Annotated in this window: 14 protein-coding genes; 4 read left to right on the forward strand and 10 right to left on the reverse strand. The window is 61.8% G+C overall.

Annotation, left to right across the window (positions count from 1 at the left end; genetic code table 11):
- The first annotated feature begins 47 nt into the window (after positions 1–47).
- The gene (locus tag ACZ6WW_RS11420) at positions 48–824 is read left to right on the forward strand and encodes an alpha/beta fold hydrolase (protein ID WP_465274285.1); all 777 of its coding nucleotides are present in this window, start codon (positions 48–50) and stop codon (positions 822–824) included.
- Between the two features lie 53 nt (positions 825–877).
- On the opposite strand, the gene pdxR is transcribed toward ACZ6WW_RS11420, so the two are convergent.
- The 9 genes from pdxR to ACZ6WW_RS11465 form a co-directional block, all read right to left on the reverse strand.
- Positions 878–2,326, reverse strand: a complete 1,449-nt coding sequence (gene pdxR, locus ACZ6WW_RS11425; RefSeq protein WP_465274286.1) for a MocR-like pyridoxine biosynthesis transcription factor PdxR — start codon at positions 2,324–2,326, stop codon at positions 878–880.
- Positions 2,327–2,601: 275 nt separating this feature from the next.
- Entirely contained in the window at positions 2,602–3,906 is a 1,305-nt protein-coding gene (locus ACZ6WW_RS11430) for a dicarboxylate/amino acid:cation symporter (RefSeq protein ID WP_465274287.1), read from the reverse strand.
- 23 nt (positions 3,907–3,929) lie between these two features.
- A complete protein-coding gene (locus ACZ6WW_RS11435) occupies positions 3,930–4,799 on the reverse strand; it encodes an amidohydrolase family protein (protein WP_465274288.1) in 870 nt (289 codons plus the stop codon).
- Positions 4,800–4,806: 7 nt separating this feature from the next.
- Positions 4,807–5,514 (reverse strand): 4-carboxy-4-hydroxy-2-oxoadipate aldolase/oxaloacetate decarboxylase, encoded by a 708-nt coding sequence (locus ACZ6WW_RS11440; protein ID WP_465274289.1) that lies wholly within the window; start codon positions 5,512–5,514, stop codon positions 4,807–4,809.
- Positions 5,511–6,236 (reverse strand): PIG-L deacetylase family protein, encoded by a 726-nt coding sequence (locus tag ACZ6WW_RS11445; RefSeq protein WP_465274290.1) that lies wholly within the window; start codon positions 6,234–6,236, stop codon positions 5,511–5,513. The genes ACZ6WW_RS11440 and ACZ6WW_RS11445 overlap by 4 nt, the downstream gene beginning before the upstream one ends.
- Before the next feature lie 28 nt (positions 6,237–6,264).
- Complete coding sequence (locus ACZ6WW_RS11450; RefSeq protein WP_465274291.1) at positions 6,265–7,347, reverse strand: 4-oxalomesaconate tautomerase; 1,083 nt, start codon at positions 7,345–7,347, stop codon at positions 6,265–6,267.
- A 724-nt stretch (positions 7,348–8,071) separates the two neighbouring features.
- Positions 8,072–8,986 (reverse strand): LysR family transcriptional regulator, encoded by a 915-nt coding sequence (locus ACZ6WW_RS11455; RefSeq protein ID WP_281851059.1) that lies wholly within the window; start codon positions 8,984–8,986, stop codon positions 8,072–8,074.
- Between the two features lie 109 nt (positions 8,987–9,095).
- A complete protein-coding gene (locus ACZ6WW_RS11460) occupies positions 9,096–10,451 on the reverse strand; it encodes a carbohydrate porin (RefSeq protein ID WP_465274292.1) in 1,356 nt (451 codons plus the stop codon).
- 299 nt (positions 10,452–10,750) lie between these two features.
- Complete coding sequence (locus ACZ6WW_RS11465; RefSeq protein ID WP_465274293.1) at positions 10,751–11,332, reverse strand: TetR/AcrR family transcriptional regulator; 582 nt, start codon at positions 11,330–11,332, stop codon at positions 10,751–10,753.
- A gap of 153 nt (positions 11,333–11,485) precedes the next feature.
- On the opposite strand from ACZ6WW_RS11465, the gene ACZ6WW_RS11470 reads away from it, so the two are divergent.
- Positions 11,486–12,292 carry an SDR family NAD(P)-dependent oxidoreductase gene (locus ACZ6WW_RS11470; RefSeq protein ID WP_465274294.1) on the forward strand — a complete coding sequence of 269 codons (807 nt, stop codon included), beginning with the start codon at positions 11,486–11,488 and terminating at the stop codon, positions 12,290–12,292.
- A gap of 214 nt (positions 12,293–12,506) precedes the next feature.
- Here the strand turns inward: ACZ6WW_RS11470 and ACZ6WW_RS11475 are convergent, their stop codons facing one another.
- A complete protein-coding gene (locus ACZ6WW_RS11475) occupies positions 12,507–14,069 on the reverse strand; it encodes a GDSL-type esterase/lipase family protein (protein ID WP_465274295.1) in 1,563 nt (520 codons plus the stop codon).
- Between the two features lie 510 nt (positions 14,070–14,579).
- Here ACZ6WW_RS11475 and ACZ6WW_RS11480 point away from each other — a divergent pair.
- A complete protein-coding gene (locus ACZ6WW_RS11480) occupies positions 14,580–15,107 on the forward strand; it encodes a winged helix-turn-helix transcriptional regulator (protein ID WP_465274296.1) in 528 nt (175 codons plus the stop codon).
- Positions 15,104–16,186 carry an HlyD family secretion protein gene (locus ACZ6WW_RS11485; protein WP_465274297.1) on the forward strand — a complete coding sequence of 361 codons (1,083 nt, stop codon included), beginning with the start codon at positions 15,104–15,106 and terminating at the stop codon, positions 16,184–16,186. Before ACZ6WW_RS11480 ends, ACZ6WW_RS11485 begins: the two co-directional genes overlap by 4 nt.
- Positions 16,187–16,188 lie beyond the last annotated feature (2 nt).

Here is a 16,188-nt window from a genome sequence, read left to right on the forward strand (position 1 = left end):
GTCGACGGCCAAGCTGTGGCTCCCAACCCTGCTACGAGGCCGTACCGATGAACGCACTGAAGAAAACCGGCTTGACCGTCACGCTGGCGCTGGCCGCGCTGTTTACCCAGGCCCATGCCGCCGAAGCCAAGGGCGACCTGGCCGGCAAGAATGTCGTGCTGGTCCATGGCGCGTTTGCCGACGGGTCCAGCTGGCAGAAGGTGATCCCGCTGCTCGAAAAGCGTGGGCTGCATGTCGTGGCCGTGCAGAATCCGCTCAGTTCGCTGGGTGACGATGTGGCGGCGACCAGGCGTGTGATCGAAAAGCTCGATGGGCCGGTGATCCTGGTCGGCCATTCCTGGGGCGGCGTGGTGATCTCGCAGGCTGGCAATGACGATAAGGTGAAGGGACTGGTGTATGTCGCCGCCTTTGCGCCCGATAGCGGCCAGTCGATCGCCGACATGCTCAAGGACAAGCCGGCACCCGCGTGGGCCAGCGTGTTGCAAAAAGATTCGGCCGGCTTCATGACCTTGCCCACGGCCACCGTATTGCAGGATTTCGCGCAGGATCTGCCGCCGCAAGAAGCGCGTGTGGTCGCAGCCACTCAGGGACCGTGGGCCGGTAGCGCTATCGCTGACAAGGTGACCACGGCTGCCTGGCACAACAAGCCGTCGTGGTACATCGTGGCCGACCAGGATCACATGATCGATCCGCGCTTCGAAGCAGCCATGGGCAAACAGATCGGCGCCCAGGTGACGCACGTCAATACCAGCCACGTGGCCATGCTCAAGCAGCCGGCCGCGGTCGCGAATGTGATCATCGCAGCGGCCAGCAAGATCGACTGATCGGTTTTGCGAATGACAAAGCGCCATGCCTTGTCGGCATGGCGCTTTGCGCTCTAGGCGTTACGACGCGATTCGAACGCATCCAGGCAACGCCCGAACAACTGCATCGCCTCTTCCAGCGCGTTTACCGGCAGACCGCAGAAACCAATCAACAGCCCCGGCCGCGGTGGTGCCTTGAAATAATGCGGCGCGATCGGATAAAGCCCCAGCCCGCGGTCATGCGCGTAGTCGACCAGCTCGGCCGCCAGTTCATGACTATAGCCACGCAGCCACACGACGGTATGAATACCGGCCGGTGAATCGACGATGTCCACACGATCGCCCGCATGCTGGCGCAGCCCTTCTAACACTGCATCGCGTCGCGCACGCAGTTCCTTGGTCGCGCGACGCAGATGACGCTCGAAGCCCCCGCTTTCCATGAAATGCGCCAGCGCTGCCTGTTCGATGGCTGCGCAGGAGAAATCGTCCATGTATTTCGCGTTGATGAAGTCTTCGCGCAGCGCTTGCGGCAACACCATGTACGCCAGGCGCAGGCCGCCGAACATCACCTTGGAAAAAGTGCCGACATAGATCACCCGATCGTGCTGGTCGAGCGAACGCATCGCCGCGAGCGGATGGGTGTCGTAGCGGAACTCGCCGTCGTAGTCGTCTTCCAGCACCCAGCAACGTTTGGTGGCGGCGTAATGCAGTAGATCCAGGCGACGCTGCAGCGACATCACCGAGCCCCCCGGAAACTGATGCGAGGGCGTCACGCAGATCAGCTCCGGCGCCTGCTTGGGCAGCTCCGCGCAGACCAGGCCTTCGTCGTCGGTGCGTACCGGATGCAATTTGGCACCGTAGGTGCCGAACACATGACGCGCGCCAAAATAAGTGGGCTCCTCCAGCACGACGCTGTCGCCTTCGTCGACCAGTACCCGCGCGGTGAGCGAAAACGCCTGCTGGCTGCCGCTGACGATCAGCACATCGTCGGGCGAAACGTTGAGGCCGCGACGGCGCCCCAGGTAGTCGGCAACCTGAACGCGCAAGGGCTCGTAGCCCTGCGAACGGGCGACGTCGAGCGAGGTGTAGGTAGCCGCACGGGCCAGTTCGCGAGCCCAGATGTCGTTGAGCAGCGGGTTGATCTGCGGATTGCCGAATTGCAGGTTGTAGCGCAGGCCGCGGTGCTGCACGGCGATCATGCGGTCGAGTACCGTGCGTGCGCGCCGGGCAAAGCGTGAAGGCGCCGCTATCTCGGTTGCGCTCGCTGCAGGCCTGGCAGGAGCCTTGGTCTGCAGATGCGCGACATAGCTGCCCGAGCCGACCCGGCCTTCGATAAAGCCTTCGGCGCGCAGTTGCTCATAGGCGGCCAGGACCGTAATGCGCGAGAGCTCCAGCTCGCGCGCCAGCACGCGCGTGGGCGGCAAACGCGATCCGGCGCCTAGGCGCCCATTGAGAATCGCGCCCTTCATGGCACGGGTGAGTTGTGCGTACTGTGGACCCTGACCGTCGAGTTCTAGATACACCTGGCGCCTTCCCCATCGCATTGGCCCTATGGACTATAGAAAAAGTGGCTATGGATGGAACCCAACGAGATGCCTAGCCTGTGCGCCAGGCCTCGAAATATCGACAGGCGCGCAGCTTCCAGCACCCCCGCGGATGCCCTATCCCCACATCCCCATGCTCACCTTCCAGAGCATTCCATCCGCGGGGGATTTTTCTTCATATGGCGCAAAAAGGCCCGCACTTTCGTGCGGGCCTGTGCCACTCGATGGCGCCGCCCGGATCGGGCGGGGCTTTGTCAGTCGTTGTGGTGATCGAGCACGTGCCTGAGCTGGTCGCGGTCGAGCTCGCGTTCCCATGCCGATACCAGCACGGCCGCCACACCGTTGCCGACCAGGTTGGTCATCGCCAGGCCGGTACCGAGAAAGCGGTGGATGCCCAGGATCAGCACCATGCCGGCGACTGGAACCACAGGCACCACCGTCAGTGTGGATGCCAACATCACCAGCGCCGCGCCGGCGACGCCACTGGCGCCCTTGGAGGTAAGCATGCCGACGATGGCAACGGTGATCATCTGCGACAGCGTCAGGTGCACGTTCAAGGCCTGGGCGATAAACAGGATCGCCATGGTCAGGTACATATTGGTGCCGTCCAGGTTGAACGAATAACCCGTCGGAACAACCAGACCAACCGTTTGTTTCGGACAGCCGGCGAGCTCCATCTTGCGCATCAGCGGCGCCAGCACGGCCTCGGATGAGCTCGTTCCGAGCACGATCAGCAGCTCGTCCTTGATGTAGGAGACGAACTTGATGATGCTGAAACCGGCCAGCCGCGCCACCAGCCCCAACACGATCACCACGAACAGCACGCACATCAGGTAGAAACTGCCGATCAGTTTCAGCAGCGGTACCAGCGACACCACGCCGTACTTGCCGATGGTGAAGGCGATCGCGCCGAACGCGCCGATCGAGGACACCGCGGTGATGTAGTGCACGATCTTGAAGAACACCTGCGCGGCGCTTTCGATAAAGTCGAATACCGGCTTGCCGCGGTCGCCGATCGACGCCAGCGCGCAACCGAACAACACCGAGACCAGCAGGATCGACAGCACGTCACCCTTGGCGAACGCGTTGACGAAGGTGGTCGGGATGATGCTGAGCAGGAAATCGATCGACTCGATGTTATGGCCCTGCGCCGTCAGCGAGGCGATCTCGCCGGCCTTCAACGTCGACGGATCGACATTAAAGCCCACGCCCGGCTGAAAGACGATGCCGCCAATCAGCCCGATGACGAGGGCAACCGACGAGATAGCCTCGAAATACAGCAAGGCCTTGCCGCCGACGCGGCCGACCTTGCGCATATCGCGCATGCCGGCAATACCGGTCACCACCGTGCAGAAGATGATCGGCCCGATCACCATCTTGATCAGCGCGATGAACGCGTCGCCCAGCGGTTTCATGGCGACCGCGTAGCTTGGCGAGAGATAACCCAGGATCACGCCGATAACTACCGCGATCAGCACCTGCACATACAACTTGCGGTAGAACGGCTGACGCGGTTTGACGAGTTTGTCTCGAACGGTGGTGACAGGTGCTTGTGTCATGCAGAAGCCTCCGATTCCGGCGCTTAGCCGAAATCGTAGAGTCGGGCGGGATTGTCGACCAGCAGCTTCTGTCTCAGGCCCTCGTCGGGGCAGAAACGGAACATCAGGTCGACCAGGCCGCCATCGTTGGGCATATCCTTGGAAATGTTCGGATGCGGGAAGTCCGTGCCCCACAAGACGCGGTCGGGCGCCGTTTCGATCAGGGTCTGCGCATAGGGGATCGCATCCTCGAAGGGCCGCTTGCCGGCGGAGACGCGCTCCGCACCGCAAACCTTGACCCAGGCCAGCGGATTGTCGCGCATTAACTGCACCAGCAGGCGAAACGGCTCCTGCTCCAGGCCGTCCTGGGCGCGTACGCGGCCCATATGGTCGATCACGAACGGCACGCGGATGCTTTTGAGGACATCCTGCAGCTCCACGATATCGGTGGCATCCAGGTGCAGCACGACGTGCCAGCCCATGGTCTCGATGCGTTCGAGCACACGGTTGAACACGCCCATGTCGGGCGCGCCGCCCAGATGCTTGACGAAATTGAAGCGTACGCCGCGCACGCCGCCTTCATGCAGTGCATCGAGGCCCTTGCCGTCGATATGGTCATCGACGATGGCGATGCCGCGATAACGGCCATTGCCGCGACCGATCGCATCGATCATGGCGGTGTTATCGGTGCCATGGCAGCTTGCCTGCACGATCACGCCGCGCTGGAAACCGAGAAAGTCGTGCAGGGCAACCAGGTGCTCGAAGGGCGCATCGGGCGGCGTATAACTGCGGTCGTCGGCATAAGGGAAGCGATCGGCGGGCCCGAACACATGGCAATGCGCGTCGCACGCCAGCGCCGGCATCGCGTGCTGTGGCTTGGTGGGGTTCGGGTCCGGTGGCAGACAGGATTTCATCGGGAGCTTAGGCCTTGGGAAGTTCGTCGAGATAGCGCAAGCCGAGCTTTTCCAGCTCCGGGCGCATGGTGTAGATATCGAGGCCGAGTTCGCCGGCGGCGAGACGCTCGCGTTTCGACGTCTCGTTGGCGACACGCTTTTCGCCGAGCTCGATCGCCTTGTCGACGCTTGCGTTGGCGACCACGACGACACCGTCGTCATCGGCGATGATCGCGTCGCCGGGCAGGATCGCTTGCCCCGCCACCACGACTGGCACATTGACCGAGCCCAGCGTGGCCTTCACCGTGCCACGGGCGTGCACCGCCTTGGCCCAGACCGGGAAACCCATCGCGCGCAGTTCGGCGGTATCGCGCACGCCGGCATCGATGATCAGGCCTTTGACGCCGCGCGCCATCAGCGAGGTGGCGAGCAGATCGCCGAACATGCCGTCGGTATTGTCGGTCGTGCAGGCCACCACCAGGATGTCGCCCGGGCGGCACTGCTCCACCGCAACATGCAGCATCCAGTTATCACCCGGCTGCGCCAGCACGGTCACTGCCGCACCGGCAATCGATATGCCTTGTTGAATCGGATGGACGGTGGGACGCAGCAGGCCGATACGGCCCTGCGCTTCGTGCACGGTGGCCACGCCGAGCGCGGCCAGCCTGTCTGCTTGCTGCGTGGTGATGGTCGGGCGCTGACGTACCACGACGCCGATCAGGTCCGGCCCGATCATGCCAGCGTGTCCTGGGTGACGTGCGGGAACACGCGCTGGAACGCTTCGGCGTAGGTGATCTTGAAATCCGAGTTGCGCGATGCCTGCGCTCCGCGCTGCAAGCCGACACGCGTGTAGTACTCCCACAGATGTTCCTGTGCCTGCATGGTTTCAAACGCGGCCTTCTTCTTTTCCCATACCGGCGTGATATCGAGGAACAGCTCCGGCTTCCATTCGCATTGCTCGGGCTGATGCGGCTCGAACAGGAACACCGGCGGTGCGCCGATCACCGGCACCTGCGGCTCATGGCCGTGCGCCTGCGCCACGACGCGTGCCTCCTGCGCCACATGCGTGGCCAGCGGATGATCGAAGTTGTACGGGTCTTTCAGCGAGTGGCTGAGCACGAACGCCGGGCGCAGCTTGCGATAGACCGCGGCGAGCTTGAACACCACGTCCAGATCGGCGCGCATCGGGTAGTCGCCGATATCCAGAAACTCGACCGTGGCACCAAGAATGGCCGCGGCTTCTTCGGCTTCGCGCTGGCGATCTTTCTTGACCTGCTCCAGCGTCATGCCCGGCTTCTTCCACAGCTTGGCCGACTCGCCGCGTTCGCCGAACGACAGGCAGACGATATGCACATGCCAACCCTTGCTGGCATGCAGGGCGATGGCACCGCCGGCGCGCCACACGAAATCGGCAGAGTGAGCGCTGACCACCAGCGCGGTTTTGCAGGTGTCGGACATGAAAAGCTCCTTGGAAGTAATACGCGGATCAGGCGTTGGGGCCGCGCCAGATCGAGGGGGAAATCGGTACGCTGCCGCGCATCAGCAAACGCGCGGTACGCAAAAGGGCGGCGCGCACGACGCGCTCACCATCGAAGCCAAGCTCGACGCTGAATTCGCCGCTGGGGTGCTCGATCGACAGGACACGGGTAGCGCCGCTGCTGCCCTGGGCGAGATCGAAGGCGACCGAACCTTTCATCACCGCCGCCGTGGCGACCGTGACCGCGCCGAGCACGCCGATCGCGGCGTGGCAGTCGTGCGGAATGAACGTGCGTGTGCAGATCGCGCCGCCGTCGCGTGGTGCGGCGACCAGGGTTACTTTTGGAATCGGCTTCTTGCTGACATCGCCGAGATTCATCAGCGGACCGGCCTTGAGGCGAAGCGCTTCGATACGCGCCTTCAGCGCGGTGTCCGCATCGAGCTGCTCGCGCGATTCGTAGCCGGTGATGCCAACGTCCGCTGCTCGGATCACCAACACCGGCATGCCGTTGTCGATCATCGTCACGGCGACACCGTCGATGTGATCTTGCGTATGGCCGGTGGGCAGCAGCGTGCCGCAGACGGCACCTTCGGTGTCCAGGAAACCGCAGGACACCGGTGCGGCCGGCTTGGGCACACCATCGATATGTGCGTCGCCGTCATAGAGCGGGCGACCATCGGGCGTGTCGATCGTGATCTCGGCAATCACGCCGGTATTGAGCGTGCGCACACGACGCGTCGTATGCCCGTTATCGCCGCGCAACATACCCGCTTCGATAGCGGCGGGCAGTGCGGCGGCCAGCATGTTGCCGCAGTTGGGCGTCGTATCGACGGTCGCTTCGGCCGTACCGACCTGGGCGAACAGAAAATCGAGATCGGCCTCGCCATCGGTCGGGATCGACAGAATCCCTACCTTGCTGGTCAGCGAAGTCGCGCCACCCAGGCCATCGATCTGGCGCGGATCGGGCGTGCCGAGCACGTCCATGATGATGTCGTCGCGCGTAGCGATATCGCCCGGCAAATCCTGAGCGCGGAAAAAGGGCCCCTTCGAGGTGCCGCCACGCATAAACCAACAGGGAATTTCGTACGCCATCGTGCATCGTCCACTCAGCTTTTCGGGGCTGATGGTGGACGGCAGGACGCAGCTGAACAACGCGATGGACTGGGTTTCTGATATGCGTTATTTGCAACTCTTGGGGTGAGTGTTGCGTTTTGTGCATCGCAGCATGGTAGAAAGGTCCCCGCGAGCACCCACCCCCTCCCCCCGGCGAAGCCAGGGGAGAGGGAGCAGGTTTCGGAAATTCGAAGCGTTGAGGATTTACTCAGTCGGCTCCCTCTCCCCTGGCTTCGCCGAGGGAGAGGGTTGGGGTGAGGGGGAACGCTTTAAGTCCTCACCGCAATGACGCCTCGCGCACAAATCCGGCGTACCTCAGAAGCGCCAGAAGTGTCCCCTGACGGTTCGAGTAGACGGCCCGAACGGTTTTATCCCTCAATGCTGCTCAGAGCTCTGGCTCCAAAAGGCCATTCTCTCTTTGGTTACTTTCTCTTTACTCCGGACCTAAAGGTCCTCCGCCCTCCGGGCCGGCTTCGCCGTTCGCATGCGCTACGCGCAAGCGTGGGCCAGCAAAGAGAAAGTGACTCGGACGCCGGCAGGCGTTCGAAACGCCCGCTGCGTAAGCGGCCAGGTCGTCCGAACACCCAGGCAAGAACCGAGCACTGACGCCACTGGATGACCAGCTTCGCTGTTGAAAAGCGCTTCTGGCCTACGCCGGAATGACGAAGTAAGAGAGCCGCTGCAGGGTAAGCCCCGCAAACACTCACCCCTCAATCACCGGATCCAACAACCCCCGCCCAATCGCATCATCAATCATAGAAATCGCCCGCTCGGTAATCGTACTGACCGGCCGCTGCGTAGGCGTAGCCACCACCAGTCGCGTCTCGATATTGGGTTGCACGATCGGCACCGCACGCAAACTATGCCCCGGCGCGCGCGACAACACCGCATTGCGCGAAAGCACCCCATACCCGACCCCGCGCTCGACCAGATCGAGCAGCGCGCGAATCGAATCGATCTCGACCACGATGTCCAGCGGGACGCCGTGCTTGGCGGCATCGGCCTCGACCAGTTGGCGCACGGAGTGCAGATGCGAGGGAATGATCAGCGGATAGCTGCCCAATGTGACTAGCGGCACCTTGTCGGGCAGCGGAATGCCACTGTGCGCACTACCGACCAGATAGAGCGTCTCCGAATGCACATGGCGGTAATGCACATTGGCATTGACCGGCGGGTTGTACAGCAACGCGCAATCGAGACGACCCAGCTGCAACCACTCCAGCAGGCTGGTGCTCAAGGCTTCGACGACGCTGATCGATGCCAACGGATAATTGGAGCGAAAGTGCGTCACCAGATCGACCGTCAGCAAGGCGCCGACGCTGGGCGGGAAACCCACGACGACTTTGCCGCCCTGTGGTCCGCGCGCATGGCCCAACTGCTGTCGCGCTACTTCTACCTGACGAAGAATGCCGCGGCCGTGTTCCAACAATTGCCGGCCTGCATCGGTGGCGGTGACGCCACGGCCGTTGCGTTGCAGGAGATGCGTGCCCAGTTCGATTTCCAGCTGGCGCACCTGCCGGCTGAGCAGCGATTGCGAGACGTTCAGCGTAGCGGCAGCGCGGGTGAGGCTGCCGAACTCAACAATGCGAATGAAACTCTGCAGGTGTTTCAGATCCACGAATACCTCGCCGCGAGACGACCGCTATAGCGGGGAGTATGAGCGAAAAAACGAGAAACGAGCGTTTGACTCGTTCCTCGTCGGTCACAGATTTGAGTGTTCGGCAACGTTACTGACTACCTGGTCCACCGAAGTTGAACATCACGCGCACGCCCCATACCAGCGCATTAGCCGATACATGCGTTACGTTCACCGTGTTGCCCAATACATCCGGATGCACGACGTATTGAATATTGGGCACGATGCTCAGTAACGGGAACAGCTTGTAGGTGTAGTTGAGCTCGAGCATGGTTTCGTTACGCGAGAAACTACCGGGCTGTTTGATCTTGCGCAGCAGGTCGTCTTCGAACTGCACCTGACGCTTGGCGAACTTGAACCATGTCGCCTGGAGATTCAGCGAATCGGTGGCGCGGCTGGCGAACGGGCCGGTCCATACGAAGCCTGCGGTCGACTGCAGTGTGTAGATTTCCGTACTGTCCAGCGGCGCGGTCACCGAGCCGAACAAGGCAAGATTGCGCGTGTTGCTGTTCGGGTCCGGCTTCCAGACCACCTTGTCGCCCAACGCATATACGCCGTAGCGGCCGCCGTCGTAAGTGCGAAACGCACCGCCGAACAAGGTCTTCGACACGCCGCGGGTATTGAGTTCCGGATCGGTGTAATCGGCGGAGTTGTACCAGCCGCCCACCTTCAAGGTGTGCGGGTACGGATCGGTAGCGAAAGTTGTTACGTGGCCGACTTCAACCGGCACCATGACACCCGTGGCGTTTTCGATGCCGAAGTTGATGCCGTTGTTGTTGCGTCGATTCGGGTTGATCTCAAAAGCGCCGATCGAAAAATAAAGCGAACTCGGCTGATAACGAATGCGCCCGCCCCAGTTCACATACGGGAAGCCGGAGAAGCCACCGGTGGTGTTGGTGAGCTGATAAGGACAATCCGCCGCGCTGACGAAGCGGCAGCCGTAGGTCGAGCGCGCGAATTGCCAGGTAGCGTTGACGCGGCCGAACAGCACGTTGAAATGATTGTCGTCGAAAGCCTGTTCCCAGGTCAGCTGGCCGAGCTGCCATTGGCGTTTGGGATACCAGTAGCCTTGGATCTTCTGGGTGATGCCGATGTCGGTCGCCGAGATCGAATGGCCGTAGTAGCGCGCGAAGGTGATATGGATCTTGGCGCCGTCGATGCCGGCGAGCTTGAACATATCCAGGTCCGCACCTCCAACCGCGCCGCCGCCATTGGTCTGGCCGGTGCGCTCGCCGCCTTTCACGCTGGCGAGCCAGTCATTGGCCCAGACGAAGCGCAACGAAACGCCATCGTCTTTCCAACGCTGGATGAAATTGGTGTCTGCCTGTTGCGTGTCGGCCGTCGCCGTCGATTGGGTCGAGCTGGGTGTAGCGTCCTGCGCGGCTGCGAACTGGGTCCATCCGGCGATACAAAGCAAGAGGCAGGCGATGCCGCTGCGATAACTCATGAAACATTCCCCGTGACTGTTCCGCTATCAAAGTGCGGTTTGGGTCACGATCCTCGCGACGTCATCGTGCGCTAACAACAAGATGAAGAAAGTTTCAGATATGCAGTTTATGCATAGCACGCAATGCGAAATGAAAATGATGCATCGCAAAACACTGCAATCGGCCCGTGTGGCTGCTTGTTGCGCCACGGTCGAATATTTTCGCTGCAGCGCCGCAACGCGATCAAGCCGTTTTTGCAGCTCGCATCGCTGATCGGTCAACTACTGCAAAACGGCCGTTTGGGAGCGTAAAAGCGAGCTCAGCCTTGGTCGGGAAGGGCGGCGTGGAGCTGTTCGCGCACGGTCTCGAGAATCTCGTTCGAGAGTTCCGAATCGCCCGCGCCGCGGGCAATCAGGATGGCGCCATACATGCGCGTCATCAGGGCGATGGCCTGCTTGCGCTGCTCAGCCTCGTTGCCGGGAAACGACGCGCCGATGCGGGTGAATATGCCATCCAGTTGCTGGCGGTAACGTGCCCGCGTGTCGTCGTCACGGCGCGAGATATCGGCCGAAAGCGCAGAAATCGCGCAACCGCTGCCGGGCGCATCGCGGTGCGAGTCGCTCAAGTAGAAATCGACGTAGCGGGCCAGATCGAGTTGCCCCTGGTCGTCGACGATCCCGGCGACGGTGCGCTCGCCCTGCGTGTAGGCATATTCCACCGCTTCGGCCACCAGCGCATCGCGCGATGCGAAATGCTTGTAGAACCCGCCATGCGTCAGCCCCAGCTCCTTCATCAGGTCGGCCAGGCTGATGCCATCGAGTCCTTTCTCGCGAAAGCGCACCGCTGCGGCTTCGACCAGGCGCTCGTGGGTTTGGGCTTTGTCGGCGCGGGAATGGCCCATGACGACCTCACTGCTAAGGAAGATGCAGTCGGCATCATAGCCCTATTGCTCCCAAAAGATGTTAGTTGACATCCAGATTTTACGGGCGTAGCTTAGATGATGTTCATCATCCACATTCTTTCCGCCCTTTCCTTCCCCTCTCTGGAGTCCATCATGAGCAAGCAAGCATCCCCGGGTGCCGCGTTGATTACCGGTGCATCGTCCGGTATCGGCGCCGTCTATGCCGACCGTCTGGCCAAGCGTGGCTATGACCTGATCCTGGTGGCGCGCCGCGTCGACGCGCTGAAGAAACTGGCCGACGAGCTGAGTGCGCGCGATGGCGTTCGCGTGCAGACTCTGCAGGCCGACCTGACCAACGCGCAGGACCTGGCCAAGGTCGAGAAACTGCTGCATGACGATGCGAGCATCACGGCGCTGGTCAACAATGCCGGCACCGCGACCCTCATGCCGCTTGCCCAGGCGGGTATCGAGCTCCTGCAGCGCGAAATCGAATTGAACATCACCGCGCCGACGCGCCTTACGCACGCCGTGCTGCCGGGCCTGATTGCGCGCGGCAAGGGCGCCATCATCAATATCGCTTCGGTCATGTCGCAGATGGTGCAGCCGGGCAACACGGTCTATGGCGGCACCAAGGCTTACCTGCTGCATTTCAGCCAGGCGCTGGCGCAGGAAACGGCTGGCACGGGTGTGCAAGTACAGGCTGTGTTGCCGGGCGCGACGCGTACCGAGATCTGGGGCAAGCAAGGCGCGCCCTCAGTCGAACACCTGCCGGCGGAAATCGTCATGGAAACAGATGACATGGTCGACGCATCGCTAGCCGGTTTTGACCAGGGTGAACTGGTCACCATTCCGTCCTTGCCGGATGCCGGTGATTGGCAGCGTCTGGTCGATGCGCGTACGGCGCTGTTGCCGAATCTGTCGAAGAACAAGTCGGCTGCGCGTTATGGCGTGAATGGTTGATTGAATTTGCTTGGTTATGATGGCGACTTCAAAGAGCCGCGCATAACCCCCTATCCGTCATCCCGGCGAAGGCCGGGATCCAGTGACTTCGGTTCTCGGTTTTAGCGTTAGAGCAGATGCTGGATGGCTCTCGCGAGAACCGGCTTCAACGCCACTGGATCCCGGCCTACGCCGGGATGACGAGTAGGGAGGGTTCTTAGTGAGGGTGTTACTTCTACTCCCCCGCTGTCCCCGAACTCCACACCGGCCCGTCGTTGTTATAGATCACCATATTGCCGTCACCCTGCACGAACAGGCGCGCTGCTGCCTGCCCGCCCGAGCCCGATTGCCACAACACATTGCCCAGCGCGCCGAGCACGACGAAGTTGCCGTCGGCCGTCAGGTCCGCCTGTGCTGCCGGCTGGTTGACCGTATTGCTTGCCCACAGCGGCGTGCCGTTGCTCTTGTAGAGCACAAGATTCCCATCGAGCTGCATATTGAGCACGTAGCCGCCATCGCATGAAGTGACCGTCTGCCCAGGCACGATGCCTTCGCCGGTACCGATCGTGCCGCAGCCAGTCGGTGTCGCGATGACCGGCAACGTGGCCGGCGCAAACAGCGCAAGATTCACCGCATTGGCAATCGCCTGATAGCCGGTGTCGTTCGGATGCAGATGGTCGCCGGCATCGTACGCGGGCAGGTACTTCGTCGGCGCGGAAGGATCGTGCGTCGCCGTGTCCTGGTCGATCACGCCATCGCAACCGCTGGCACTGGATTTCACCCAGTCGTTGAGCTGTTCGCGGATCACTTCCCGATCGGCCGTCCAACCACCCGATCCTTCGAACGGCGTCAGTGTCGAGCAATAGAAGCGAATGCCTTGCGCATGCGCCTGACCGATCAGGCCTTCGATGGCGCTGCTGAGATTGGCAAATGTCGCCTGCGGGTTGCCCGAACCCAGGTCGTTGATCGGATCATCGGAAAAAATCACCCAGCGCACGCCCGGCTGCGACAGCACGTCGCGCGCAAAGCGATGAACGCCACTCTGCCCCGAACCATCCTGCAGCAGGTTATTGCCGCTGATGCCCACGTTGACGATACCCACCTGCTGCCCGGCACTGTTGAAGCGTGTTGCCAGATCGTTTGGCCAGCGCTTGTTCGCGTTGTAGCTGGAATCGTAACCATCGGTAATCGACGCACCAAAGGTCACGAGCGTGCCTTGCGCTGTCGTGCTCTGTACGTCGAGGTTGGCCAGGAACGCATAGTCGCCGTTGGTCTGTGCCTGGATCGACGTCGCCGCGCTGACATCGCCATCGGCCACGTATTTGTCTTGATTGCTGAAGGAGTGGCCGGTGATGACATTGGTATTGCCATTGACGTAGAAGCTGATCGTCACATCGCTCAAGGCCGGCACGTTGAAGTCGAGACCGTCGCTGCTCACCCGTTGACCCACAGGCACCACGACGCCCGGTTGACCGTTGAAAGTAAGCTGACGATCGCTGCCGGCTTGCGTGGACGAGCCGGAACTGCGCAGCGCCACATGCACATCGGTGATCGATAGCGGCTGATCGCTGAACTCGTTGGAAATCTGCACACGCACCGAGCTGCCGGCGATGCTGGTATGCACCACCTGGCGCAACGTCTTGCCGTTGTAATTGGCGTTGCCGTTGTTCAACTGCGCCACGCCCCAGGTGCCGATCCAGGGTGACAGCGTGCTTGCAGCCATGACGCCGTTGGCCGTCAGGGTGAGGCACAAGCCTAGAGCGAGGCGATAAAGACCGCCTGAGATTCGGATAGTCATTCGTGTGCTTCGCATGGGAGGAGCACGAAGCGTGTCATTGCAGCGCACCACAAGAACGTTAGTGCGATCACGGATCGGCCGTGAACGCACTCATCACGTGCGTGTTCGAACTGTAATAATTTTGGACGTCTAAATGATTTCAGCGATTCTGTCCTGTTCAGACGTCCGATCTTTGCGAAATGCTGAAACTATTCGCTAGCGTGCTGTGCCGAATCCATCGTTTCGCACCTCATGCTTTTTCTTTTAAGCGACGACAGCCTTGCGTCGCCACGCCAGCGCCTCATCCATATCGGCCGCTTCCAGTATCCATAAACCACCGATATCTCTTCGTTGAGCGCGCGGACATCGCGGAGCATCGCTTGGCCTCGAGGAAGAGCGTGTCACGCTTATAAGCTATTGATACAATTGTCAATATTTTGACCTGTGCGTATAACGGAAAGAGTCACTTGCATAACGGTAGTCACCGGCGTATCGTTACTTGCATCTTGATAGTAACTAGGCCGGCGCGCCATGAAAAAAACCAACTTCGCTGAAATGCCATGCCCGATCGCGCGCAGTCTCGAGCGCGTTGGCGAATGGTGGAGCATCCTGATTCTTCGCGATGCCTATTACGGCATGACCCGCTTCGACGAGTTCGAAAAGAGCCTGGGTATCGCGCCGAACATGCTGACCCGTCGTTTGAACGGGCTGGTGGAAGGCGGCCTGATGGAGCGTCGCCCGTATCAGGCCAAGCCGGTTCGCTACGAATACGTATTGACCGAGCGTGGCCGTGATTTCCGGCCGGTGATGCTGGCCTTGCTGACCTGGGGCAACAAGCATTTCGCCCCCGAAGGGTTGGCCATCTTCCTTGCCGACGAACGCGATGGGCATATGGTCGAGCCGATCCTCACCGACCCGGTTACGGGCGATGCGATTACCAGCGAGCACCACGTCGTGCGCGCCGGCCCCGCCGCCAGCGAGCGCATGCGGCAACGCATGGCCCTGAGCGCCGAACGTCGTGCGGCCGCTCGCTTGGCCAAGCAAGGAGCACAGGCATGAGCGCCGTCGCTCCCGTCGCCGTTACCGATGTGCCCACGCGCCGCCTGGGCAAGCGTCATGTAGTGCTTGGCCTGGGCATCGCTGCAGGTGTGGCTGTTGCCGTGTGGGGTGCGCATTGGTGGACAGTCGGTCGGTTTATCGAAAGCACCGATGACGCTTATGTTGGCGCGGACATCACCGCGATCAGTCCCAAGGTATCCGGTTACATCACCCAGGTCGCCGTCACTGACAACCAGGTGGTTCACGCCGGCGACCTGCTGGCGCAGATCGACGACCGCGATTACCGTGCCGCGCTACAGAAGGCCGAAGGTGCGGTCGCCGCGCAACAGGCGTTGCTGGCCAATCTGGACGCGAACGAACATCTGCAGCGCGCGGTGATCGATCAGGCGCATGCCGGCATCGATGCGGCACAGGCGGAAAGTGTCCGCGCACGCGATGACCAGGCGCGTTATCGCGACCTGTCCAGTCGTGCCGCGGTGTCGGTTGAAAGCGCGCAACGCGCGGATGCTGTATTCAAGACCGCACGCGCGGACACCGAAAAAGCACAGGCGGCTTTTGCCGCCGCGCAACGCCAGCTCGATGTGATCACCACCCAGAAACAACAGGCGCGTGCAGCGCTGATGCAGGCCGAGGCCGAGCGCCAGTTGGCACAGTTGAACCTTGGCTACACCACCTTGCGCGCGCCCGTCGATGGCAGCATCGGTAATCGCCGCGTGCGCCTGGGAGCCTTCGTCGAAGCCGGCTCGCCCTTGCTCGCGGTCGTGCCGTCGCGCGGCCTGTGGATCGACGCGAACTTCAAGGAAGACCAGCTGGCACATATGAAACCGGGCCAGCCGGTCACGATTCGCGCCGACGTGCTGCCAGGCCGTGAATTCCACGGTCGCCTCGGCAGCCTGGCGCCGGCGACCGGCGCGCAATTCAGCGTGCTGCCGCCGGAAAACGCCACCGGCAACTTCACCAAGATCGTCCAACGCGTACCGGTGCGCGTACTGCTGGACGAGCGCGATGCCACGTTGGGCGAGCTTCGCCCGGGGCTGTCCGTCACCGCGGATGTCGATACGCAGGCCACCGCGCGCTGATC

This window comes from Dyella sp. NPDC103356 (assembly GCF_055584465.1).

What these genes read in the sequence shown, in the direction of transcription:
- ACZ6WW_RS11420 (WP_465274285.1), top strand. Translation starts at nt 48, where the DNA reads ATGAACGCACTGAAGAAAACCGGCTTGACCGTCACGCTGGCGCTGGCC.
- ACZ6WW_RS11430 (WP_465274287.1), bottom strand. Translation starts at nt 3,906, where the DNA reads ATGACACAAGCACCTGTCACCACCGTTCGAGACAAACTCGTCAAACCG.
- ACZ6WW_RS11435 (WP_465274288.1), bottom strand. Translation starts at nt 4,799, where the DNA reads ATGAAATCCTGTCTGCCACCGGACCCGAACCCCACCAAGCCACAGCAC.
- ACZ6WW_RS11440 (WP_465274289.1), bottom strand. Translation starts at nt 5,514, where the DNA reads ATGATCGGGCCGGACCTGATCGGCGTCGTGGTACGTCAGCGCCCGACC.
- ACZ6WW_RS11445 (WP_465274290.1), bottom strand. Translation starts at nt 6,236, where the DNA reads ATGTCCGACACCTGCAAAACCGCGCTGGTGGTCAGCGCTCACTCTGCC.
- ACZ6WW_RS11450 (WP_465274291.1), bottom strand. Translation starts at nt 7,347, where the DNA reads ATGGCGTACGAAATTCCCTGTTGGTTTATGCGTGGCGGCACCTCGAAG.
- ACZ6WW_RS11460 (WP_465274292.1), bottom strand. Translation starts at nt 10,451, where the DNA reads ATGAGTTATCGCAGCGGCATCGCCTGCCTCTTGCTTTGTATCGCCGGA.
- ACZ6WW_RS11465 (WP_465274293.1), bottom strand. Translation starts at nt 11,332, where the DNA reads ATGGGCCATTCCCGCGCCGACAAAGCCCAAACCCACGAGCGCCTGGTC.
- ACZ6WW_RS11470 (WP_465274294.1), top strand. Translation starts at nt 11,486, where the DNA reads ATGAGCAAGCAAGCATCCCCGGGTGCCGCGTTGATTACCGGTGCATCG.
- ACZ6WW_RS11475 (WP_465274295.1), bottom strand. Translation starts at nt 14,069, where the DNA reads ATGACTATCCGAATCTCAGGCGGTCTTTATCGCCTCGCTCTAGGCTTG.
- ACZ6WW_RS11480 (WP_465274296.1), top strand. Translation starts at nt 14,580, where the DNA reads ATGAAAAAAACCAACTTCGCTGAAATGCCATGCCCGATCGCGCGCAGT.
- ACZ6WW_RS11485 (WP_465274297.1), top strand. Translation starts at nt 15,104, where the DNA reads ATGAGCGCCGTCGCTCCCGTCGCCGTTACCGATGTGCCCACGCGCCGC.